Source organism: Aquimarina addita, from assembly GCF_039539305.1.
Lineage (GTDB): Bacteria > Bacteroidota > Bacteroidia > Flavobacteriales > Flavobacteriaceae > Aquimarina > Aquimarina addita.
This window is the reverse complement of record NZ_BAABCW010000001.1, coordinates 204,826-230,072: the sequence shown is the minus strand read 5'-3', so window position 1 is coordinate 230,072 and position 25,247 is coordinate 204,826. Positions and strand designations below refer to the sequence as shown.

Annotated in this window: 20 protein-coding genes; 15 read left to right on the top strand and 5 right to left on the bottom strand. The window is 32.2% G+C overall.

The genetic code is table 11. From position 1 onward, the window contains the following. Positions 1–13: 13 nt before the first annotated feature. The 12 genes from ABD816_RS01030 (at position 14) to ABD816_RS00975 (ending at position 15,582) form a co-directional block, all read left to right on the top strand. The gene (locus ABD816_RS01030; protein ID WP_344923956.1) at positions 14–970 is read left to right on the top strand and encodes a hypothetical protein; all 957 of its coding nucleotides are present in this window, start codon (positions 14–16) and stop codon (positions 968–970) included. 8 nt (positions 971–978) lie between these two features. Continuing rightward, positions 979–1,458, top strand: coding sequence for a DUF4280 domain-containing protein (locus ABD816_RS01025; RefSeq protein WP_344923955.1), 480 nt, complete (start codon positions 979–981; stop codon positions 1,456–1,458). A gap of 12 nt (positions 1,459–1,470) precedes the next feature. Further along, the gene (locus tag ABD816_RS01020) at positions 1,471–4,269 is read left to right on the top strand and encodes an OmpA family protein (protein WP_344923953.1); all 2,799 of its coding nucleotides are present in this window, start codon (positions 1,471–1,473) and stop codon (positions 4,267–4,269) included. Between the two features lie 16 nt (positions 4,270–4,285). Beyond that, on the top strand, positions 4,286–4,978 hold the full coding sequence (locus ABD816_RS01015) for a hypothetical protein (protein WP_344923950.1): 693 nt from the start codon (positions 4,286–4,288) through the stop codon (positions 4,976–4,978). Between the two features lie 54 nt (positions 4,979–5,032). Continuing rightward, positions 5,033–5,809, top strand: coding sequence for a hypothetical protein (locus ABD816_RS01010; protein WP_344923948.1), 777 nt, complete (start codon positions 5,033–5,035; stop codon positions 5,807–5,809). Between the two features lie 247 nt (positions 5,810–6,056). Further along, positions 6,057–7,412 carry a hypothetical protein gene (locus ABD816_RS01005; protein WP_344923946.1) on the top strand — a complete coding sequence of 452 codons (1,356 nt, stop codon included), beginning with the start codon at positions 6,057–6,059 and terminating at the stop codon, positions 7,410–7,412. 60 nt (positions 7,413–7,472) lie between these two features. Then, positions 7,473–9,269 carry a type VI secretion system Vgr family protein gene (locus ABD816_RS01000; RefSeq protein ID WP_344923944.1) on the top strand — a complete coding sequence of 599 codons (1,797 nt, stop codon included), beginning with the start codon at positions 7,473–7,475 and terminating at the stop codon, positions 9,267–9,269. Positions 9,270–9,273: 4 nt separating this feature from the next. Next, positions 9,274–10,131, top strand: a complete 858-nt coding sequence (locus ABD816_RS00995; protein WP_344923942.1) for a hypothetical protein — start codon at positions 9,274–9,276, stop codon at positions 10,129–10,131. After that, positions 10,131–10,574, top strand: coding sequence for a DUF4280 domain-containing protein (locus tag ABD816_RS00990; protein ID WP_344923941.1), 444 nt, complete (start codon positions 10,131–10,133; stop codon positions 10,572–10,574). Before ABD816_RS00995 ends, ABD816_RS00990 begins: the two co-directional genes overlap by 1 nt. Positions 10,575–10,579: 5 nt before the next feature. Then, the gene (locus tag ABD816_RS00985; protein ID WP_344923940.1) at positions 10,580–11,674 is read left to right on the top strand and encodes a DUF6402 family protein; all 1,095 of its coding nucleotides are present in this window, start codon (positions 10,580–10,582) and stop codon (positions 11,672–11,674) included. A gap of 21 nt (positions 11,675–11,695) precedes the next feature. Further along, positions 11,696–14,572, top strand: a complete 2,877-nt coding sequence (locus ABD816_RS00980; protein ID WP_344923939.1) for a peptidoglycan DD-metalloendopeptidase family protein — start codon at positions 11,696–11,698, stop codon at positions 14,570–14,572. Then, positions 14,569–15,582, top strand: coding sequence for a hypothetical protein (locus ABD816_RS00975; protein WP_344923938.1), 1,014 nt, complete (start codon positions 14,569–14,571; stop codon positions 15,580–15,582). The genes ABD816_RS00980 and ABD816_RS00975 overlap by 4 nt, the downstream gene beginning before the upstream one ends. Before the next feature lie 32 nt (positions 15,583–15,614). Here ABD816_RS00975 and ABD816_RS00970 read toward each other — a convergent pair whose 3' ends face one another. The 5 genes from ABD816_RS00970 to pafA all read right to left on the bottom strand — a co-directional run bounded on the left by ABD816_RS00970 (position 15,615) and on the right by pafA (position 21,516). Beyond that, positions 15,615–16,082, bottom strand: a complete 468-nt coding sequence (locus ABD816_RS00970; protein WP_344923936.1) for a hypothetical protein — start codon at positions 16,080–16,082, stop codon at positions 15,615–15,617. 100 nt (positions 16,083–16,182) lie between these two features. Beyond that, entirely contained in the window at positions 16,183–16,836 is a 654-nt protein-coding gene (locus tag ABD816_RS00965) for a response regulator (protein ID WP_344923934.1), read from the bottom strand. Continuing rightward, entirely contained in the window at positions 16,833–18,641 is a 1,809-nt protein-coding gene (locus ABD816_RS00960) for a tetratricopeptide repeat-containing sensor histidine kinase (RefSeq protein WP_344923932.1), read from the bottom strand. The genes ABD816_RS00965 and ABD816_RS00960 overlap by 4 nt, the downstream gene beginning before the upstream one ends. 332 nt (positions 18,642–18,973) lie before the next feature. Continuing rightward, a complete protein-coding gene (locus ABD816_RS00955; protein ID WP_344923930.1) occupies positions 18,974–19,861 on the bottom strand; it encodes a YihY/virulence factor BrkB family protein in 888 nt (295 codons plus the stop codon). A 14-nt stretch (positions 19,862–19,875) separates the two neighbouring features. Next, positions 19,876–21,516 (bottom strand): alkaline phosphatase PafA, encoded by a 1,641-nt coding sequence (gene pafA / locus ABD816_RS00950; protein WP_344923928.1) that lies wholly within the window; start codon positions 21,514–21,516, stop codon positions 19,876–19,878. Positions 21,517–21,687: 171 nt separating this feature from the next. On the opposite strand from pafA, the gene ABD816_RS00945 reads away from it, so the two are divergent. From ABD816_RS00945 to ABD816_RS00935, 3 genes are all read left to right on the top strand, one after another. Beyond that, entirely contained in the window at positions 21,688–23,142 is a 1,455-nt protein-coding gene (locus ABD816_RS00945; protein ID WP_344923927.1) for a CotH kinase family protein, read from the top strand. Between the two features lie 268 nt (positions 23,143–23,410). Next, positions 23,411–23,980, top strand: coding sequence for a hypothetical protein (locus ABD816_RS00940; RefSeq protein WP_344923926.1), 570 nt, complete (start codon positions 23,411–23,413; stop codon positions 23,978–23,980). A gap of 52 nt (positions 23,981–24,032) precedes the next feature. Further along, positions 24,033–25,247: a Pycsar system effector family protein gene (locus ABD816_RS00935; RefSeq protein ID WP_344923925.1), complete on the top strand. Its 1,215-nt coding sequence runs from the start codon at positions 24,033–24,035 to the stop codon at positions 25,245–25,247.

The window sequence follows — 25,247 nt, the reverse complement described above, 5'->3', positions numbered from 1 at the left end:
ATTAAGAATGATAATGCGTACCGCAACAATTGATGAGAAAGCCCAAGCGTTTGAAGAAAGCCGTCTTTCATTAGAGGCTACTAACGCAAAATCCATATATGGATGTATGATTACTTTTGATGAGAAAGGGAGTCAGGAAACCAATATAAAGTATAAATTGTCCATAGAACATATCGCTGAAAGAGAGAATTCTTATAACGCTTATAAAATTAATAGAGCAGAAGATGTTTGGATAAATCATAAAACTCCAGAATCGTCTTATGATCAGTTTTCATTTCTATCGAGTCAATTCATATATCCTTTAGAAGTAGAAACAACCGCTACAGGTAATCTTAATAAAATTACTAATTATAAGGAGATAAAGGAACGATGGAAAGCCCACGAAATATTATTACAGAAGAAATATCAAGGAGATTTTGTTAGCGATTATATAAAGTCTATGAGTTTTTCTCTGGTAAATGAAGATGTTTTTTTTTCAAAAATAAAGAATGACTGGTTCATATATTTATATTTTTCTCCTTTATATATATCTTATTCAGACGATTTATATAAGTTTACAAGAAGATCATATCCTATAATACCTGGGACATTACCTGTAAAATATGAACTTAAACAAAGTATAGAGCAAATAAAACAACATCTCAGAGTACAGGTCAAAGGTTCAATTGATGATGATCGATGCACTTTAGATTTAGTTCAGGGATTAAATGCTCCTTATCATTCTATTTTGAATCCATCAGAAAAAAAAGCAAAAGGCACATGTGCAATAGAATATTTTATAAATCAGGTGACAGGCGTTTTAGAGGGCTATCACGGAACATTTGAACAAAAAATAGAGGGTATTAAAAAGGTATCAATAAGCATGTATCGAACTAATGATGAAATACCTGTTGATCTAGTTGATGAGGTTGTGGAGGAACCAACGCCAGTCCCAAAGAAGAAACGTTTTTTTTCTAATTGGTTTAATTAAATAAAGAAATGAGTAAGAAATTTGTTGTTGTAAAAGGAGCTCAATGCGAGTGTAAATTTGGAGATAGCCCTGATGCATTAAAGATCACATCCCACAGTAAATATTACGCTAGTGATAAGAATGGTGCTGATAAGCTAATAGCTACTACTATGGAGTTAGGTGGTGCCACTTTTCAGTCAAATACTTTTGGTAAGTGCAAGTTACAGCCAACGGGTAGTAGTTATAAGCCCTGTCAAATTGTAGTTTCAAAATGGATTGGTTTTTATCAAGATGTTGAATTAGGTAATGGAGGCAAAATTTTAGTGGAAGATAGTAAGGCTGTATGCCCTATATCAGGAAGCCCTTGTATTAGTATCACTGATCACGGGCAAGCAGCAGAAGGAAGCGTTTCAAGTGGAAATGAAGATCAACAAGTGCAACAACAATTAAATCCTTTATCCAATCCAACAGAACAACCATCAGAACTTAAACAAATACAATTTTCTTAAAAAAAACATTATATGTCTCAAGGAATCGAAAAAATAGTATTTGATGATGCCACAGATCTAACTCCGGAAAATTTTGTAATTTTATTAGGAAGTACTGTACCTGATACAAATTGGATTATTCGTGCTGATAAAAGAATTCGACTAAAAGCACTTTATTATCTTGGTACACCTCTAGAAGATCAGGAAAACGCAAGATGGATAGCAGGTCCTAAAAAAGCAGGAGGGTATACCTCAGAAGATCGTTTTGATAAAATAGGAGACGCAGGTTATGTTAGTATAGAACCTAAATTTTGTGGTCCACAAGAATTTACTATAGAAGCTTATATTGATGAGCCTACAAATGCATATCCAAAGCAATTAACATTTAGAGGATATGCTCCAGAAAAAATAAAGAAAACATTTTGGTCAAGGACTAAGGCAGGTGAGGATCTAAAACCAAATCCAATAGACTATGGAGACGATGTTTGGCTTAATATGCAGGTTGAGGGATTAAATGGAGCAGAGTTAGTATTAGAGGTATATGATAAGACATGGGCATGGGGAGATTCTGTTGCAGGAACCTATTATACACAATGTATAGAAGGAGAAGTGAATTTTGTTATAAGAGATACTTTTAATTGGAAAGATACTTTTCAGATAGGGCAGGACGAATTTTATGCCATGGTTAAAGTCAGAGGAAGTTCAGAATACCTAAAAGATGATTATGATGATGATGTACACGCCAGGTTCTTGAGAGTTGATAATGAAGTAAGTAACAGGGAAACCAGAACCTCTTATACTGATCGTCCCGCAGTAGTAGAACAAAATCAAGTTAATTTTCAGCGGTATGAATTGTGTGGATTTGCTAAAATAGAAGTAAACGATCAGACAGAGACCATTGTACTATTTGATCAGGATATATTACAATCAGATGAGAATGATGCCGAGAAAGAGTTTATGGCATCAGAATCTGTGCATTTTGATACAGGAAGTCATGAATTGCGCCAAGAGGATAAAGACGTTGTTCTGAAAGGTATCGTAAGGTTATTATTAAATAATCCTAACATTCCGGTAAAATTAGGTGCACATACTGATTATAGAGGTGCCTCAGATTATAATCAGGCCTTGTCTCAGAGAAGGGCGAATTCGGCGGTAGCGTATTTATTAGATCAAGGTATTGAAGAAAATCGTATAGAAGCGCGAGGATATGGAGAAAGACAGCCATTGATAGATTTCCCAGAAAATGATAGTCACACCTCTGAACAACTGCAACCTAATAGAAGGGTAACCATAGAATTTTTAATTTTTGGAGAAAACGCAGAAAGCATTGTTTTTAATACCATTGCAGGAGATCAAGATTATCCAGTTGATTTAACATTTAATGTGATCGATTATAATGTAGATCAATGTGTCAGTAGAGGACTGAGTGCAGGTACAACACATAAGACAGATGTTGATATCAACGTATTAACAACCAATAGTGAAGTTGCGGATCACGAAACTAAAAATGCAGCATCACCATTTACATCAAGTGTATCTGCAGACTTATTACGTATGGGAAATACTCCTCTTAGTTACATATGGCCTATCAATGCAGCGTTTAATCAATATCAGTATCATATTCATAGTTGTAGATATTATGCACTTCCTAAAATACCAGCAATAATAACTAATGTGTATTCTGATATAAAGTGGAAACTCGAATTTTATCTAAATCTATCTAATGATTTAAGTGTAAGATGGCAGAATGTTGCAAACCCAGAGGAACGAAGAGAACTGCAACAAAGAGCTGGACATATGGGTGCAGAAAGAAGATGGCAACAAAAAGATGCTACTTTTGGTTTTGAGATGGATGCCAATTGGAATAAGAATGGAGAGGATTCGTATGCCAGAAACCAATCTTTTAAAGTAGAATTTGAAACCAAAATAAGAAAGTTATATGATTTATTTCATTCTATTGGTGATATATCCCGAGCAATTACTCAGGAAACAAAGGGAACAGCTCGAGAAATAGGCTTGGGAGGTGTACCAATTGTATTTGCAGTAACTCCTCCTAATATAAATTTAAAAGGAGAATGGTACTTAAAAAGAGCTCAACAAGATGGTAAAGCAATAAAAAAAATAGGAACTCAAGTAGAAATCAGTTTTAATGCGAGTCCTCTGGTAGGCCTTGAAATTACAATTGATCTTATCGGAGCGGCAATAGGATTGGGTGGAGCAGCAATAAGTGGAGGTACCCAAGCTACGAATGCTGTTAAATTATGGCAACAACTTGATGGTGCCCTAAATAGAGGAGTAGGTGTAGGAAATGAAGAAGCTGGTGCGGATATCAGTGCAGATGTATATATTGATCTAGTTTTGTCAGGTGAAATATCTTCTGAATTAGGGTTTTCTTTTAATACTGTAGGGGACCCAAACCCTGGAGTAAAACTAGAACTCGTTAGTAAAATAGGAGTGGAATTAAAAGGGGGTATTCTTGTAGAAGGTGAAATCAGAGCTTGGGTTGTAAAAGCAAATGCTTATTTTAAAGCTGCAGCTAGCGGTAAAGCCTCAATTACATTTGGACATGGGTTAGAATATGATAATGAAGGTCTTTTTTATGTTCCACAATTAGGTTTTGATGGATTGGATGCAGAATATGAGGTTTCGGGAGCTGCTGGTCTTTCGGTAGAAAAAGATATTGTTGGTCCAAGTCCAGAGATTGATTTTGATGATTCCTGGACATTGGCTAGGGGAGAATTTAATGAATTGGTTCCTAAATTTGATGTTATAAAAAAATTAGCAGAATTAACAGGTTTTGAACCTAAAGTTCCTTTAATTAGAAAAAATTAATTATAATTTATTCGAGATGAAATACCTTAAATTCTACTTGCTAAGTAGCTTAATTGTAATTATTGCTTGTCAATCACAGCAGAAAAAAGAGATGGCAGAAACTGAAAAACGTCAAGGAGTGTCAATGTCAAAGGATATTCTGAAGATAAATATAGATCAATTGAAATTAGAAACTTTTAAAGATAAAGATTTGTATGAAAATACATTAAGTGATATTTCTGAGTACCTTCCGGTATTTAAATCAGATAATGTTAACTCTTATAGTATAGGCTCTGTTCTATTAAATACTGATTATAATTATAAAGGGAAAAAACTTCCAAGTGGAAATCACATTTCGTTTGTAATGAATAATGAAACAACCAGTTTTATTGGAGTAGAAGTAGTATTGAACTATTTAGGTGATGAAAATTCAGTATATGAAGCATTAAGTAAAATAATGGGTACGCCTCAATTATTGAATAGTAAGGAAAGTTCAATTAATAGTATGAAACAAAGAAAAAATTGGTTTTGGGAAAATTATAGTAATAATCATTCTTTAATCATATCTCAATTTTCTGAAAAAACTATTGGAGGACTAACATCAACAGATGGATCTGAGAAAATACATACTGTCTTATTTTATTTTTTCAAAACAGATGCTAAAATCTTGTACCCCAATGGTCAAATAGAAGATGTTAAAAAAAGATTGGTGAAGAGATTTTCAAGGTGAGATTATCTATTTATTTTAACTAAAGGGATTTAAAAATTAAAAAGAAGATTATTTATGATGCAGCCTTATTATATGATAGAATTTACTGCGGTAGCTTGTTTATTTGAGATACGTGTGAATGATATACCTGTCCTGCATATGAATATGCCTAATCAAATTTCTACAAGAATTCCGGTGAATTATGCAATTACTGAAAGTGGAAAACAACAAATCTCGATTAAAATATTGCCTGTATTAGGTAATCTAGAACTTTCCGAAGGGGCAGAATTTAAATATAAACTTGAGCTTTTTGATACGGTAAATGGGTTCCAATATCAAGATGAAATTATATCATACAAGTCTCAAATTGTAGAAAAAGATACTAAAATACCACTTATTGTAGACGAAAACTTGTTTGTAGCAACAATTCCATATCAAATTAAAGATTATTGGAAACAAGGAGAAAATCTAAAAGAAATTGATAACCTTAAAACCTTAGTAGAAAATGCTTGTAACGATTTGCTAAAAGATATTTCAACAAAGAATTATCAAGATTTTAGACAGAAAATTAAAAATCGAGAAGAAAACATGACTAGTTCTATGTATATAAAGCCTGAAAATGCTAAATCAAGAATTTCTAATTTAGAATTTAAGTTTAGCACTGGTTATGAAGCTTTACCGATTTTGGGAGATGCAGTTTTGATTTATTCTGCTTATGGTAAAAAGGTCAGCTTAAAAAAATTGAACGGAGATTCAGCATTAACTTTTGTAAATAAAGAAAAGAAGAAACAGTTGTTTTTAGATCTTGAATTCTATATGCCAAAGGACTCTGATGAATTAGAAGTTCTTTAGGACCATATTATCTTTTTTATAAAGTAATACAACTACAATTCATTCTGTGGTCTTCTCTCTCATTTAATAAAATTGCAATAGAATAGTATTTATAATAGAATCCCAAAAAAATAAAAAAGCGTTAACAGTGGTTTTCAAGGGTGTGATCTCATTGAAAACAAGGTTGTAGCTAATTTTATCTAAAACTATATTTACCATAGGGAAAACAAAAATCGAAGGGAGTAATCATTTAATTATCTATAATAAGATGAGATCGATACATAAAGCTCTTTTTTTTATATGTTTATTATCACTGGTATTAGGTTGCAGTAAAGAAATTGTAACTGATGATATACTGGAAGAAATCGAAGAAGAAGTAGAAGAAGAAGTGGATCTGAGTGATGAAAATACAATCATAGAATTTTCATTTTTAGCAGAACGTAATGGGGTGTTACCTACAGATATAATTGCTAATATAGATCATGAGAATAGAATGATAACTGCGATTGTTCCTTATGGCTCTGATGTTAGTAATTTGCTCCCTAATATTGTCTTTTCTGATAAGGCAACGCTTACTCCTCTCCCTTCAGAATCTCAGGATTATACAGGAGGTGTGAATTATACGATAACTGCAGAAAGTGGAGAACAATTAGAGTATGAGGTTTTTGTAGAAATAGTTCCCGTTTCTCAGAAAATTGCACTGATTTCTTTATATAATGAAAACCCCGACAGTTTGTTAGAATGGGACCTTGAAGAGCAAGATATATCTAAGTGGGAAGGGGTTGTAGTAGAGAATGATAATATAGTAGAGCTAGATTTAACTAAAAAAGGAATTATAAAGTTACCTTCAGAAATAGGAAGCCTATTTTACTTAAAGCAACTTATTTTGAATAAAAATGAGATTCAGGAAGTCCCAAAAGAAATAGGAAATTTATATACAAATTTGAATTATTTACATCTCGGAGATAATAACATTGAGACATTACCTATCGAACTTTTTGACCTGGAAAATTTAGTAGATCTTAGGCTATTAAATAATGTCTTAACTGTTATTCCTGAGGAGATGAGTCAGCTAAAATTGTTAGAGGCTATATCAGTAACAGGTAATTTATTGACAGAATTCCCAAAATCTTTTTTGGAACTACCATTATTAAAAGAAGCTCACCTCAGTAATAATCAAATAGTTTTGTTTCCAGAAGGTATGAATACAATGCTCAATTTAAATCGATTAAGCCTTAATAATAATCCTATTACAGCATTGCCAGAAGAAATTTTCGAAATACCAGAATTAACATATCTAACATTGACACAACTCGGATTGACAACATTTCCCGAAAACATTACGTCTCTTAAGAAAATTGAAATTTTAAATTTTTCTAAAAATTCATTTACAAGTATAGATGCGCAATTAGGACAACTAACGACATTAAGCGAGTTATTTTTTCATGAGAACCAAATTATAGACATCGCACCAGAAATAGGTAATTTGATCAATCTTTCTGTTTTAAATCTTTCTAGTAATTCTATCGAAATAATCCCAAAGATAGTATGTGATCTTAGGGATGATTATGGAGTTGAAATTATAAAAGATCAGATAGCTGTTTGTGAAGAACCCGGTGAATAAGATAACCAGATTTATAAAGAGCGTAGAGTATTTAAACATTTTTTAAATTAAAATTAAGATATGGCACTTCAGTCGAATATTCAAATATATATAGGAGGTAGTCTTATAGGCGCTTTTAAAGAATTAACTCTGGATCAGGAGATTGATATGCATCATAATCTGCGATTAGTATGCAGGCGGGATGTATTAGAGCGTATCTCTAAAAATTCAGAAGATGAGAGTAAAGATTTATTAGGACAAACGATTCAGGTATCCGTATCCTCATTAAAAGCCGTAAGCGGTTATGCAGAATTAAAATTTAATGGCATTGTTACAGAAGTTAAGAGTACTAAAGGTTTTTTGAATCAAACCGGAGACCTCATAGTGATTACTGCTAATAGTAATTCTATACTTACAGATGATGGTCCTCATTATGCCTCCTACAGTGATGTTGACTTAGTTTCTATTCTGAATACGGTTTTCCAGAAGTATGACCGTTCTAAATTAAGTACAGTCATTCAACCCAAACTAAGTAGTTCTCTACATTATTCTGTTCAAAATGGAGAGAGTAGTTATGGATATGCGAGTAGATTGGCTTCTCAATATGGCGAATGGTTTTATTATGATGGTGAGGAATTGATTTTTGGAAAGCCTCAGAATACAGATGAAGTCTCATTGACCTATGGAGTTGATCTGCAAGAATTTTCGAGAAATTTACGTCCTATATCTAATAGTTATTCTTTTTTCACTAATGATTATCTTACCGATGATCAACACGAAATGGCTACTACCGATGTAAGTGGTGGAGCTATGAATGGTTATAATGGTTTTGCATCGAGAAAGAGTCAGGAGATGTACCCCCATAAGACCAATGTTTTTCTAAACACCTACAATGATGCACAAGTAAAACAACGTCTGGATACACTGGTAGAAGAGCAAAAGAAGGCAGCCGAAGTGCAACAGGTTCTAATCAGTGGTAAGAGTGATAATCCCGGAGTGAGTTTAGGAAGGATAGTTAAGATACAGGGAGGCGAAGGCGATCAGGGTAAATTCAGGATTACCAAAGTAAAGCATGCAGCTACAGAAAACGGAAAATATGTAAATCAATTTGAGGGAGTTTCTATAGAACAGGATGTGTACCCTAAAACTAATATCATGGCACACCCTAGTAGTACTAATCAGATAGCAGTGGTTACTGATAATGCAGATCCAGAAGGAATGAGTAGGATACAGGTTCAGTTTCAATGGCAGAAGCCACTGGGAGAGTATACGCCTTGGTTAAGGGTGATGACTCCTCATTCTGGTGGGGAAAAAGGCTTTCATTTTATACCAGAGATAGGAGAAGAGGTATTGATTGGATTTGAGGGCGGTAATGCAGAGCGTCCTTTTGTATTAGGAGCGATGTATAATGGGAACGCTAATTCTAAAAGTTGGAATACAGATAAAAATGATGTCAAGGCGATACGCACCCGTAGTGGTCATACCATAGAATTGAATGATACAAAGGGAGGTGAGTTTATAACCATTACCGATAAAAATCAGAATTTTATTAATATTGATACAGCTAATAATAATATCACCATTACGGCATTAGAAAAAATGACATTTAATGCTAAGAATATGGAGCTAAACGTAGAAGAGAATTTAGATATTAATGTAGGTAATGATAAAACTGAGAGAATCGCTAAAAATCATCAGGTACATACAAGCAATAGTATAGAGTTTGCTTCACAAACAAAATCAGTAAATGTTAATCTATCATATGTGCAATCCGCAGGAAGTGCCAGTCTTGTAACATTAGCAGGTGATCTCACAATGCATGCAAAGGGCGTTTCTACATTACAAGGAAATGCAGATGTAAAAATAAGTAAAGGGTAAAATTATGTTATATACGTATGATCAAGCTGTTCTAAAAATAAAGCCTCTTCTGGAGCCAGTTACTTATGTTCAGAAAATCAATTCTGTAATCAATTGTTTCGAATATTCAGAGAAGCAGGAATTAGATAGAAAGATGGAAGTTACTATACATCCATTAGACCATCAGTTTTTTAAGATTACCATCAAAACTACGATGCATCAGGTTATATTGAATTCGGTTCTTAAAAAACAGGAGAATTTTAATCGAGAGATTTCAGGTGTTTTAAACACTATGGAGTTTAAAATAAATCAACAAGGCGAACTATTGCAGATTTTAAATCATTCGGAAATAATAGCTAAATGGAATATACTAAAGAGTAAATTAAAAACACATTATGTAGGACAAGCATCTGAACGGTATTTGATAGGGATAGAGAGGAAAATAAGAGATCATCATAAACTATTACTAGATTGTAAACAATATAGATTGTATAAATCATTACTTAATGATGTATATGGTACCATATATACTAATGACGAAAAAGATGCTAAAGGAAGATTGTATATTCTACAGAATGCTTGTTATCAATTACCTTTAATTATACAGGAAAAAATAATATTTCAACAAGAAAATGATCAACATATAGTTTTTGGAATTCGCGGAAATTTAATAGAACAGCAACCATACACTACTAAAATTAACAATCTATTTCAACGAAAGAATATTAAAAGTATTCAAGGAATTACTTTAGATGCGTACGAAGGTACAAGTACATACGCTAAAGAAGCAGGTTTATTAAAAAATATGCAATTAAAGGTATGTACCTCTTATGGTCGTGATTATAGTAAAGAACAATATTATACGTGTACTAAGCAACTCTAATGAAATCGGATATGAGCGGAAAAAAATATGTATGTAATAATGCAAAAATAGAATGTTCTCTATGTACCAAACCAATAGGAAAGTTAGTAGTAACCTCTAATGCTGTTAAATTACAAGATAAAACCTGGGCGACAGTAAAGGATAATCAAAAGAGTAACCTTAAGTTTAGTGGTAAATGTATAAAAAGTCCTAAGCAAAAAATCCCATGCAAAGCTATTATTGCCCCCACAAAATGGATTAATATTGGAGAAATTCTCATACAAAATGATAAGGCATTATTAGAATGTTCTACTATAAAATGTAGTTATGGTGGTGCTACCATTACTATAAAAGATCATATTCAAAAATCAGAGCCAGAATCCATTGAGCCTACAGATGTAGATAGTATCACTCCAGATGAACCTATATCAAATACAGTAGCATCATCAGAATTTTCAAATTAACTACTATGCAACTTGCCTTCGAAAAAGATAGAGTCACCGTAAATTTTGTTTCTGAAATTGGAATTCGGGAAAATGAATATACCATAAAAGTGTATGCTAAAAGTGCTATATCTGCTTATGACAAAACGTTGATTTATACTTCAGACAAAATGAATATCAGACCAGATAAAAATGGTTACTTTTTAGATATTGATTATTGGTATTATACACGAGTTGCTAAGCACATTACAACAGGAAATTATCTACCATCTTGTATCGATTTTTATTTTTCTATTTGTGTAGGAGAAGAGGAAAACGAAATTCCAAATCCATATAAAGTTCATTTTATAAGGTATCTTCCAGAACTATTAGCTGTCTCTGGTTATAAGCAAGCAAAAAAGCTGCATAGTACTTGGTTTTGTCTTCCACCAGAAGAAGATCCTGATGATATTACTCCACAAATGGAGGTACTACATTTTGAAAAACTATTGGAAATATCAAATTCTTTTAGAGAATTGTATCAAGAAAATCTGGATAGGGTGATTGTGCAAATATCAAAATCAGGTGCCAATACGATAAAGAAATCTCTAAAAGATAAGGTTCAAAAGGCAATTAAAAATAATGACCTAAAAACAGAAGAATTTTCTTTACAACCTACTTTTGGGACTTTAGAAACAAAAATTATGAATACAGAATATGGATGTATACCTGTATTTGATTCATATCATTTTCATGAACAACCAGTGCTTGATGATATTACCCTTTGTATTGATGATGATATTGATGGATTGTTACTTAAGAATTGTATGCTAAGAGTCATTGCATTTGGTAAAGTAGCCCCCACAGGAACTAATACTAAAATACAAATTGAGCAACTGGGTTTTTATCTCAAAGATCAGTACGGTTTTTATGAAGATAAAAAAGAAGATATCATAAGCTATTGCGAAATAATAGATAAAGAAAAAGTGATTTTCAGTAATAAACCGGTCATTAGAGAAGAAAGTTTTTTAATTACATCTACAAATTATTACAACTATAGAAAGGATCATGATATGGGAGGAGATTTTAATTGGTATTCCAGTATCCATCTTGAGGAGGTGTCGATTGAAGTAATTGTTTAATTTAATAAAAACAGTAATTCTATGTTTATAGCATTAATAGTAGTTGCTGTCGTCGCAGTAGCAGTGTTTGCATTTAATGCCCCTGGAATAGGTGGCAGTCCTGTTTCATCGCCATCAGACAGCCCTCTGCCAGCAGATGACACTATAGTATCTGAAATAGATGAAGTTTTACAAGATATCCAGAATGAGGTACCTGAGATTCCAGAGATGAGACCACAAGCAAGACCAGCTAATATCGAACCTGATCAGCAAGGACAGGTAGCACCGGATACAACTGACACTGCAGAAGACGAATCGGTAAGTGAAGAAAGTGTAACACAAGAATTAAATAATAATTCTACTGCGGCTAATGATGCAAAAGAGGATGGGATTAATGATGCTTATTTTGCTAAAGAAGAATATGTCAATGAAGGAAATGAACCTGGTAGCCCTTATGAATATGAGTATGGTAATAATGATAAAAATTATAAAGCGAATCCTGAAAAACTAGATGGTGATGTAGATCATATTTTAAATGCTTCTCTCAGTGTCTTAGATCCAAGAAAAGAATATGTAACAAAAGACATAATTAAAAGTAAATTAGAAGGGAATAGTTATAGTGCTCATCAAGTTGTATCGTTCGAAACTTATAAAAAAACTCCCCGATATGTAAAAATTGAAAATGCACCTCTAGAAGCAGAGGTGTATATTGTCGCAAAGACCACCAATCTCGATGAAGAGACCGTGACCATTACCATACAGGAAAAAGAAGAATTATTAGTAGGTAAAGACGCTCCATTGCCAGTGTTAGAAATGCCCGAGGAGGAAGAAAATGCTGAGGAGAGTACTACCGAAAATGAACGTTATACACAACAAGAATCCAGAATGGGACATGATTCAGAAAATCAGGATAGTGGTGGCAGATCATTAGGTAATGGTGCATCAGGAAATTTTGAAAGTCCAGATCAACAACAAGGTACAGATAGAACTACAAACGATGCTAATACTGTGTCTCCTTCTCAGAGCGAAGGAGCTAATACAGAAGAACAAGAGGAAGAAACAGGTCAGGAAAGTGAAAGCCAAGACGCAGAAGAGAATGAAATTACAGAAATTAAAGCTGTTGTAGAAGAAGGTATCGCAAAGAAAAAAATTAAATTAAGACCTAAATCTGCCGAAGATTTACAACGATGGAAAGACCTACTTGCTGGAAAGGAAGAAGAGACAGCAACTTTGGCTCCGGCAACTCCTCAAGAGATAGCCCAATCTACGCCGCAGACACCATTATCTTTTGGTTCTGATATACCAGCAGATACTGATAGCAGTTTTGGGGCATTGGGAAATCTATCATTTCCAGATAGCTTAGGGTCGGTGCCAGCCTTAGCGCAAACTTATACAGTAAAAAGTGGAGATACATTATCCACTATTGCCAGTCAGAATGATGTCAGTATTCAGGAATTACAAACAGCAAATGGAATTACTAACCCAAATTCACTAAATGTAGGTCAACAATTAACCATCCCTAATGGTGGAGGATCTGGATCTGGAGGTACATCAACACCTGCTTCTGCATCAACAACAGAAACATTAACTCCTAAAACAAAACTTCTTTGGCTTAAAGCACACGCTTTTGGAGGTGAAGAAGAACATAATGAAGAATTTTTAAATGAAGATGAAAACAAGGAAAATGAAAATGATTCGTATTTTGAAATTTCTGATTGTATAATCTTAAATTGGGGGAGTAAGCTTACTTGTCAGGAAAGAAAGCGTGTTCTTCTTATGGCAAAGAATTTAGAATTGGCCGATAATAATGCGCTAGAAGGAGCAAATTGGATCATGTCAATTATGGCTTTAGAATCAGCTAGAACATTTGATCCATCTATACAAAATGATTTAGGATATACAGGGTTAATTCAATTTGGTGATGCTGCAGCTTCCGATCTTAATACTACTACAAGCTTGTTAAAAGAAATGACTGTTTTAGAACAACTTGATTATGTAGAAAAATATTTTGAACGAAAAAAAACAAAGCTAAAAACATTAGCAGATATGTATTTAGCAGTGCTGTATCCTAATGCAACTGGCAATGGTAATAATCCTAATTATGTAGTTTTTGATGCAACTAGTTCAATCAGGTCAAGCAGAAGAGGATATTCTCAAAATCCAGCTTTCTTTTTTGAAGATAGCGATAGCGCATCGAATGCAACAGGTAAAACTTATGTTTGGGAGGTTGCAAGAAAGATACAAGAGTTTTATGATGAAGGTCTAGGGCACAAAAACAAATGCGATTGTAATAGTAGTTGGCATGATCCTGTAGATAATCCAATGTTATGTTTATATTCTCAAGGAGGCGGCTTGAAACCTTGGCATGGTTCGTTTGGAGAAAAAATAAGAGATAATACAAATAAACATACAGGAATGGACTTATTTGCAAAACCTTATACTAATGTATATGCTTGTGTTAAAGGTAAAGTAGTAAGAAGTGAAACTAATGCATCTTTATTTGGAGATTTAGTAGTCATTGAGGTCATTGATGTGGATACAATTAAAAATCGAAGAAAAAATCCTTTTACCTTAAAATATGCTAATAAAACAGAAATTGAAAGTCAAAATTTTGATCATAATGGCCCCTTTTATTTGCTATATGCACACTTAGCAGAAAGGAAAGTACAAATAGGAGATGAGGTAGATGCAGGCAAGATTATAGGTTTGTCTGGCACCTCTGGGAATAATGGTGTTCCTTTTACCACAAAGAATCCCCACGTACATTTTGAAATAATGAATATTAAAAGAGGTGGTGGATTAAATAATAAGTGCAATCCAGGTGTGTATTTAACTTATAAAGATGAGGATACAATGAGTCAATCAGAGAAAGATGAACAAACCATGGTTAGAAATACATCAGAATATCACAAGCAATGAAAATAAAAGTAATATCTATACTGTTTTTTATATGCTTTTCAAGCGTATATATCTCTTGCAAAGAAAGTTTCGAAAAGAATAGTCAAAATTTTTCAAAAAAGAAAGCAGTCCCTGTTATATTAGATGATACGATAAATAATCGACTTCAAGAAAAAAAAGAATTTATACGTAAAAAATTAATTGGTAGAGAGCACTATAAATTTATTTTTAGCGATGATTATATACTAACAATTAATTCAAATGAAAATACTCAGGAAATAGAGATAATCAAAAAAGATTTAGCCATCAATCAAGTGATTGAAGATTATTATGAAACTCCAGATATTTGGGTTCAACTTTATACCAGTTCTGAGAATGAAGAAATTGTAATCGTAGAGGGGCATGATTATTATGGTAGTATTTTTGGGGTTTATATGATAAAGGATCTCACATTAAAAAAGCTGGATTTTTTAAATTTTGCTCAAGACAAACCCGAAGAAAATGGAGTTAAAAAATTGCATGCTCAAATTTTTAGAGATGATGCTTATATTTATGTAGATTATTTTTTAGGGACTGAACAGTTGTTTTCAAAAAAGTATGATTGTAAGCTACTTGAGGTTAAAAAAAAGAATCAAAAACTCACCAAATTTGATGTAAACGATTCATTACACTCTGCAAAAAATCAAAATTATACCAAAAAAGAAAAACAATTGTTTAATACTGTATGGTCAGGAGTATATGACTTTCATTTATCTGATATAGAAAAGATGGGCGAGTTGCATAGTATTAGTTATAAACTTTTAATAAAGGAACATCAAAAAATTCAAATAAGGATAGATGGCGGTAAGATAAAGAACTTTGATTGTCAAATTAAAAAAATAACAAAAGATTCTTTAGTCCTAAGAAAGGGAAAAAGTACAACTGATCTTATTCTAGTTAAGAAGAAAAATCAATATTTTATTTCTGGTCAGGATATTTATATGTTGAATCCACCAAATGATAATTACTTAATTGAAAAAAATAACTTGTAGATTAAATTAAAAACCGTTGGGTAGGTTTTTTCTTAATTCTTTCTCCTTTCTTTATAAATCTCTAGTAATTTAGGGTCTAGTTCTCCATAATTTTCTGTCACATCCATGGTATAGATTTTTTTTGCTTCATTTTTGGAGCGTTCAAAAAAATCACTCCCAAATTTTTGGAGTATTTTTTCTTTTTGTTTAATAGAGCTACTAGAATGATCTAAATTTTGAGTTAGTTTGATACAATAGATATGCAACAAATAATCCGTGTAGAAGGTCGCAAAATTGATATCTGTGATATCAGAGACGAATTTCTGATCAAGGATGTCTATAGTTATACAATTTTCAGAATTAGATTTTTCTGATGAATTGTCCTCTAAGACCATATGATCTGTAGGTAATGGTTCTAAACAAACAGGAGGTGTGTTTTTACATTGTAAAAAACATATTATAGAAAAAAACCGAAGTATATGAAGCTGCTTAGGAATTGTATATAACCAAGGATATTTCATAAAACAATCATTTGGATTCTTACGGGGTACATATCCAAAAATACAGTTTGTCTTTTTTGTGTCAAAGGTGGTTTTCCACCTAATTGAATAATGGAAAACCCTAGTCTACTAATCCATGTTTGATAGCATATTTTGCCAGACCTACCAGGTTTTTTACTTTCAACTTAGAAATTAGGCTGGTTCTATATCCCTCAATGGTGTATTTGCTTAAAAATAATGTATCTGCTATTTCCTGAGTTGTATATTCCTGTGCAATTAGCTGTAAAATTTGTTTCTCTCTTTGTGTGAGTACAATTTGAGCTTCTTTATCCTGATCAAAAATACTTTTAGTGTAGATATTTTTTATATTTTCAGAAAAATATTTATTCCCTTGCAAAATAGTTTCAATGGCATGTAGTAATTCCGTTTTTTTGGCATTTTTTGATATATAACCATCTACACCATCATGGGTAAGTTGATAAATTTTTTGAGGCTCTGTAAGCATACTTACCATAAGTGTTTTTATCGAAGAACGTTTATTCTTGATGTACTGATTAAGCGTCACTCCATCTATTTCGGGCATATTAATATCCAGAATAGCTAAATCGATATTTTCTTTAGTATTAATGTCTAAATATTTCTTAATATCCTTTCCATTATTTGCTGTATATACAATCTCATAATCGGATTCGTGCATTAATATACTTAATAAGCCGTCCAAAAACATTTTATGATCGTCAGCAATAATGAGTTTGTATTTAGTTTGTAGTTTCATTGTTTGTCGATTGGGATTTGTATCCTTATAGCTGTTCCTCTGTTGGCAGAAGAATCAATATCCATAGTTGCTTTAAGAAGTGTTAGGCGTTTTCTAATATTTTGGAGACCAATTCCTGTAGCTTCTTTCTTTTTGTCAAAACCTATACCGTCATCTTCAAAAATGATTTCGACCGTATCACTATATGCATTGAGACATATTTCAATAATTTTAGCCTTTGCGTGTTTTAATGAGTTTGTAAGTAGTTCTTGTATGATTTTAAAAATTTCAGCTTTTTGGTTATCGTTGATAAGATCTACTTGATCTTTGGGATGTGGAATAAAAGTTATGTGAGGAGCGGCTACTTTTTTTATAGTATTTATATATTCATTAATTAAATTTGAAAATTCTGTCTGGCTTATCTTTTTTGGAATTAAATTATGAGATATTTCTCGAACCTGATCATAGGTTTCGTCCAGTTGATTGATAATGGTGTTTTGTAATCCTTTATTTTTCTGAATATCTACCATTTGTAATTTAATTGCTGCTATATTTCCTCCAATACTATCATGAAGTTCTCTGGCAATTCTGCTACGTTCCTCGTTCTGAGCAATCACATAGGTGTTTGCTAATTTTAATTCTTGTTCTTTTAGAAAAGAATCAATCTTCTGTTTGTTTATTTCATCTTTCTGGGCATTATATTTATTTTTCACCTTCATTTTTTGATAATAAACAAGAAATAAAGCCGTAATTGGAATAAGGACGATCAGAAAGCCGATAATAGAGGATTTTTTTAATAATTCCTGTCTTTTGATTTCTTCATTTTTTACCACCTGATCTTCCTTTAAAGAAAGAATTTCTTTTTCTTTTTTTTCTGCCTCATATTTTACTTCAAGCTCCGTAATTTCATTTCGTAATGTTTGTTTATTAAGAGAATCTTTTACCATATGAAATTCTACTATGGCAGCATTAGCGGCTTTATAGTCTCCTTGTTCTGTATATATTTTTGATAGATTTTCATGAATTTGTTGTTGCATAACTAAGCTTGATATTGCTTTTGCTTCATCAAGTGCATTGGTGAGCATCACAATGGCGGCTTTGATATTTCCTAATTCGTTTAATAAGAGTGCTTTGTGTATGGTGGCATTCGTGCTTTTATCTCTGAATCCGTGGGTATTGGCAATTTGTTTGCTTTTTTCGTAATATATAGAGGCTTCTTTGTATTTTTTATTTTTTTGAAGAACGGAACCGATATTTAGTGCGATAGAGGCAGCTACTTTTGGATCCTTATCAGAAGGCATGAGTTCAAAAGCTTTTACAAAATACTGCTCGGCGTTATCATAATCATTTTGTATAAAATAAACAGCTCCAATATTAATATAGTTAGCATAAACTGCCTGCTCATTTTGGGCATTATCAATACTCTCTTTTAGAAACTGGATGGATTTATCAAATTCTTTTTTATTAGCATAGAGCAGCCCTAAATCTGATTGTACTTTAGAGATCATGTCCTTGTAATCAATCTCTTCAGAAATTTTAATGCTTTTAAATAATATTTTAATAGCATCATCTAATTGCCCGCCTCTGCGATAGCTGGATCCCATAATACGGTATGCTCTAGCCAATTCTTTCTTGTTTCTAAGATGAATCAAAGAATTCTGAGTGTAAAATAAAGAAGAATCCACAACGCCTATACTATTAAAATAGCTTCCTAAAGTAAGTTGGGTCTTTGCTTTAATAGAATCAGGATTTTTTTTGTTTTTAAGTAGTTTTAAGAGTAGATGATAAGAATAGGTTGGATTAACAATCATGGAGTCTTCCGCCATCTTTAACTGTGAGCTACTTGTCACGATCTGCCCATATGAGAAGCAGTAAAACAAAAAAAGTAAGGGTATAACTATTTTTTTACGGTGGAGCACTCTCATATAACAAGGGTTATCTCGTTTATAGGTTATAAGGGTTAAATGCTAAAGTACGTATTTAGACCTAAAAAATCTTGATAAATTATGCATAAAAATCCTGAAAGAATTAGTTAAATAATTCTTAATAAAACCAATATGTAATATGTTATAGAGTTGATTTAATGGTGTTTAATGTGGAATAAAAATTGTTTTTTAAATAGTTTTTGTATAGAACCTGTATATGTAGATATCCCTTATTATGAAATTTCTTCTGCATATGGAGAAGGTTTAATACCTGATCCGTATTTTGCAGCAAGGACTTGCGTTAATTCTGCACCAAAAAATAGGATTAAACTAGAATAAGAAACCCATAATAAAATTAAAATAATGGAGCCCGCTGCACCAAAAGTAGATCCTGGGTTAGCAGTACCAAAATAGATGCCCAGACCAGATTTGCCTAGACTAAATAAAAGTGCAGTTACAAAAGATCCAAGCCAAACATCTCTCCATCTCATTTTTACATCCGGTAAAATCTTAAAAATTAAAGCGAATAATACGGTAATTAATGCAAGTGATACTACAAAATTTAAAATCTGAATAATTTGTATCATAAAATCTGGCATAAACTGTTCTGCCCAATTAATGACAGCAGTTATTAACGCAGTAAGTACTAGAGATGTTAATAGTAAAAAGCCTATGATCAAAATGAGTCCTAGAGAAAAGACTCTATCTCTAATCATTTTTAGATATTCATTTTTAGGATTCGGTTTAACTCCCCAGATAATATTCAGAGATCTTTGTAAAGCAATAAACATACCTGTAGCTCCATATAATAGCGTAGCAATCCCAATGATTATAGCAATTCCCGTTTGATCCTGATCAATAGCATTTGTGATCATAGTCTCTATCGTTTGTGCAGAATCTTTTCCTAAAACAGCGCCAATTTCATTAATAATTTTTCCTTTAATTTCACTTTCTTCATAAAATACGCCAGCAGTTTGTATTACAATGATCAATAATGCTGGAAAAGAAAATAAAGCATAGTAGCTCACAGCTGCACTTAATTGAAAAGGATCATTGGCACTCCAGTTCTTATAGGTTTCTATAATAATATTGAGGATTGTTTTGAATTTAACTTTTTTCATTGTTAGGGGATAATTTATTCTATCACTTCGGTTATTACAGTTCCAGTGGTTCCATTAGGATGCTCAATTCCTATTAGTGTTGATATAGTTGGAGCGATATCCGAGACGTATGTTTTAGTATAGGTGTATCCTTTATTAATTCCTTTTCCATAAAATATTAATGGTACGTGAGTATCATAGGTATAGCCACTTCCATGAGCCGAGCCAGTTTTAGCATATGCAATAGTAGATGGGTTAATTACAAAGAAAACATCACCACTTCTGGTCATATGAAACCCTTTCTGAATACTGGAAGCAATACCCGAATTAAAAGTGGTGTTTTCTAATTGTGAACGTGTAAATACTCTGTCTATAGTGCTATATTCTAACATATGTTTAGCAATGGTACGCTCAATCTCAGAAGAGCTTAATTTATATTCCTTTATTTTTTTATGGTTTAAGAAGACCTGATTGTTCGATATATTTTCGATAATACTGTCTAATGCATATTGTTTTTTAACAAAATTTTTAACTGCAATACCAAAGGAAGCTTCCTTAAAATAACCAGCGGGTGCTTTTTTTGATTTTAAATATCTCGGAACGTGGGTAGCTCCGTGATCAGAAGTAAGAAAAACAGTATAATTATTGATGCCAACTTCTGTATCCAGATTTTTTAAAAGTCTTTTTAAATCCTTGTCTAAACGTATATATGTATCTTCTATTTCTTTAGAATTGACTCCAAAATTATGACCTATGTAATCAGTGCTGGAAAAACTAACTAGTAAAAAATCAGTGATAGAATCTTTTCCCAGTTTTTCACCTTTTAAAGCACTAATAGCAAAATCAACCGTAAGACTATTTCCATAAGGTGTATGCCTTAAAATATCATAATCACCATTCTGTGTTTTTAATTGTTGTAAATCGTAAGGAAAGGTAGCGGTTTCTTTTCCTTTAAATCCTCTTTCAAATTTTGTGTTATCCAAGCCACTTTCTGTATAAGTATCTATAGGGTACATAGTTTGCCAAGGTTTAAAATAAGAGTCAATAATGTTAGATTCATTAAAATCTATAACCCATTTTGGTAGTTTATCTATATAGTGGCTAGAAGATATCCAGCTACCTTGCCCTTTTCCTCTGAACCAGTAAGCTGCATTAGCCGTATGACCACCAGAAAGTATAGCAGCTCTATCTTTTATAGAAATACTTATAGTTTTACCCTTCATCTGTGTATGTAATCTGTTTTGATCTGCTATTGTTGTGACACCTAATTGAGAAGGGGATCTTCTCCCGTTGCTACTACTGGTTCCTACAGGAGAAACATTCAAATCTTCTACACAATATATTTTTTCTTTTTTCTTTCTGTTAAACCAGTAGTTGCCTATAATCCCATGGTTTTGTGGAGTAGTACCAGTATGTATAGAAGCATGTCCTGCCGCAGTAGTAGTAGGCACGTAATTAAAATGATGATTTTTGCAGAAAAAACCTTGTTCAATTAATTTTTTAAAGCCTCCATTTTCATAATGATTACTAAATCGCGTGATGTAATCAAATCGCATCTGATCAACCACTATACCAACAACAAGTTTAGTGCGCTTTTTAGAACTATTAGTGCCTTTCTGGGCGTTTCCAATAGAAATAAAAATAACAAAGAAAATTAAAAGAAATCTACAATTCATATATAAATGATAATAACCTCTAAAATAATTAAAAAGAACCTATTTTGTGCCTATATATTGGATAAAGGTATTAATTACCTTTATTGCGCTCTTATTTTGTTATATATTCTACTAAAAAACCTGTTAATTATACCTACATTTAATACTTATTAATATCAACGCATTTTACATTTGAAAAATAAGATACAATACCTTTGTGGTTTTTTATGCTTATGGATTATTTCTTCCTGTATATACTCTCAGAATTCAACGAAGGTAACACCAGTAAAAGGAAGTTATGGAATCGATAAAGAACATAAAATTATAGTATGGAATGGTAAAAAATCAGCTACCTTATCATCTATAAAGGAAGAAATTCATTCAATCGAGTTTGATGGATTATACCAGGTTCAAGATCCGATTGTTGAGTTATCTAAGAGTAAGAATTATTCTATTGCAAAAGAAGGAGAGCAATACGCACTGTATATTACAGCGTTGCCAATTATTAACATTACCAGTACTGATACTATTATTGATGACCGTAAACGACTATCCGGTATAACATATGCGGACAAAGATACCGTCTTTTCTGCTTCAGCGGGAATTGAGTTTAGGGGGAATATCTCTCTTAGTTTTCCTAAAAAATCGTATGATTTAGAATTTTGGGAGAATGGAGAAGAAGAAAAATCAACAGAGATTAAATTTGGATCTTTGCGGAGTGATGATGACTGGATACTGGACGGACTCTATAATGAGCCTATACGATTGAGATCTTATATCTGTAATAAACTTTGGTTATCTATTCATCAACCTTATTATTTATCAGAAGAAACCAAGGCAAAAAGTGGGATAGATCTAATCTTTGTAGAAGCTTTTTTAAATAATCAGTATATAGGTATTCATACATTATCAGAACAGGTGGATCGTAAATTATTAAAGCTTCAAAAGTACGAAAATGGTAAAGTGAGAGGAGAATTGTTTAAAGCTTCTAGTTATGAAGGAGCACCGGCTTATCAGAAGGTGCCTGAGTATAATAATATTTTCCCCCATTGGGGAGGATACAAAATGGAATATCCATTTATAGATTATAAGGGACATTGGGAAAATATCCATGCATTTACTGATTTTGTAGTTAACTCCAGTGATAAAGAATTTACAGAGAAAATAGCAGAGAGGTTTGTAATCGATAATGCGATTGATTATTTTTTGTTTGTTAATCTGATTCGCGCTACAGATAATCTAGGTAAGAATATATATGTAGCTCGTTATGATCAAGGGGCACCTTATTTTAATGTACCCTGGGATCTCGATGGAGTTTTGGGAACTATACAAGATGGTAAAAGAATTGCTACTACCGATGATATTTTAAGTAATGGATTATTTGATCGTTTGCTTAAAGTTAATCCAAATGGATATGTTACAAAATTAAAAAACCGATGGGTAGAACTAAGAAAAAAACAATTTAGTGATGCGTCTTTATTTAAAAGCATTCAAAAACCGTATGATTTTTTTGAAAATGAAAAAATATACGAAAGAGAGCTTCATATTTGGCCCGCAGATAAATCAAATCAAGAGCATCTGGACTACTTAGTCAGGTGGTTAAAGGAACGTCTCAAATTCTTAGATATGTATTTTGAGAAGTTATAATTTATACTAGCGGTTAATCGAGATAGGTTTATAGGTGTAAAAGCATTTTTCTTCTTTATTTCATACTCATTAAGGTAATAGCAAGATACTGAAATGTGCTTTATAGTGTGGTTTTTGACTCAATCAATCAAAAGAGTTAGTCTTTTTATCATTTGCATTAATAGAAAAATAGATTTTATAATACCTTGCGTCACATAAAATGAAAGTCTACTATTTCCTATCAATAATTATAATATGCTGTAAGGCAACAGTGAATGCTAACACCTTTATGAATAAAACAGATACTATTTTTTTTAAGAATAAAGTTATTCCTGAACTCATTCATGAAGAAGCGATTATAGCCTTATCACATTATCCAAGTCTGAATAATACAGCGATTGAATTTAGGATTACTTCTACAATGAAAAAATCTTTTATGAAAGCTCAACCTGTTTTAGCATCTATGTTTAGATCTAAAGAGAAAAGAAGATATGTGATATTAATGAGCGAGCGATTTAATATTGAAGGAGACGTGATACGGATACAGGATATTTCTAAAGAAGTATTGATTGGGTGGTTAGGTCATGAATTAGGTCACTTAATGGATTACCAAGAAAGAAGTAATATGAATCTCATGATTTTTGGTTTAAAATACTTTTTTTCATCTGGATATATTAAAAAGGCAGAGCGGGCTGCGGATTCTTATGCTGTGCAACATGGCATGAAAGACTATATATTAGCAACTAAAGATTTTATTCTGAATCATTCACAGCTTTCAGAAAAATACAAAGCACGTATTAAACGGCTATATCTCTCTCCAGAAGAAATATTAAGTTTGGTTCAGGAACAGGGAAAATAATCGCTTTCTTTGTTTAGAATTATTAAAAAACATCTAATAAAAAATATTGAGTATGAGTTCTATACTGGAAAAATCAGAAAAATATGTATTTGAGCTTTTTAAAGAAAAACTACCAAATACCTTTCTATATCATAATTATCTGCATACACAACGAGTTGTAGAAAGTGCAATAGAAATTATGGATCATGAAAAAATTGATATAAAGGATAAAGAACTTGTTCTAATCGCTGCATGGTTTCACGATACTGGTTACATTCATACAATTAAAGGGCACGAAGAAGCTGGGGCCGAAATTGTCAAGGATTTTTTGAAAGAAGAGAAGGTTGATTCTGCTATGATTCAAAATATTACTGAATTGATCTTGGCAACCAAATTAACTAAAAAGCCAACAAATATTCTCGAAGAAATTATCAAGGATGCAGATACTTCACATCTTTCTAAAGATTATTTTTCTGAGGTAAGTACTTTACTGAAAGAGGAACTAAAATTGCATGGAATACGATCATTCAGCAATACTGAATGGAGAAAAGAAAATATACAACTTTTTACTGAAAAACATACATATTATACTGAATATGCGATCAATAACTGGGATCAGGCAAAAAATAAACAGTTGATCGATATATTAAAAAAACAAAAGAAGAAAAGGAAAAAGAAAGATAAAGAAATATTAAAAGCAAAACTAAAAGCACAATATAAAGAAGAAAGCCCAGAGCGTGGTATACAAACCATGTATAGAGTAGCACTACGTAATCATATCAAGTTGAGTGATATCGCAGATACTAAGGCAAATATTTTACTATCGGTAAATGCTATAATCATTTCATTAGCATTGGCTAATTTAATTCCTAAGCTAGACTCTCCCACTAATAAGCATTTAATGATTCCTAGTTTAGTTTTAGTATTATTCAGTGTAGCATCGATAATTTTATCTATCATGTCTACGCAACCCAAAGTAACTAGTGGAGAATTTACAGAAGAGGAGGTAAGAGATAGAAAAGTCAACCTTCTTTTCTTTGGTAATTTCTTTAAGATGCCTTACAATCAGTATCAAAAAGCAATTAATCAATTAATTACTAATAAAAATGATATTTATGAAATGCTTACGAAAGACCTTTATTTTCTAGGAGTAGTACTAAATAAAAAATATAAACTTCTGAAGGTGACTTATGTAGTGTTTACCATAGGAATTATTTTATCTGTCGTATCTTTTATATATGCATTTAGTACTACAGAGTTTAGAGAAATTGAAAATATCATACCTTAA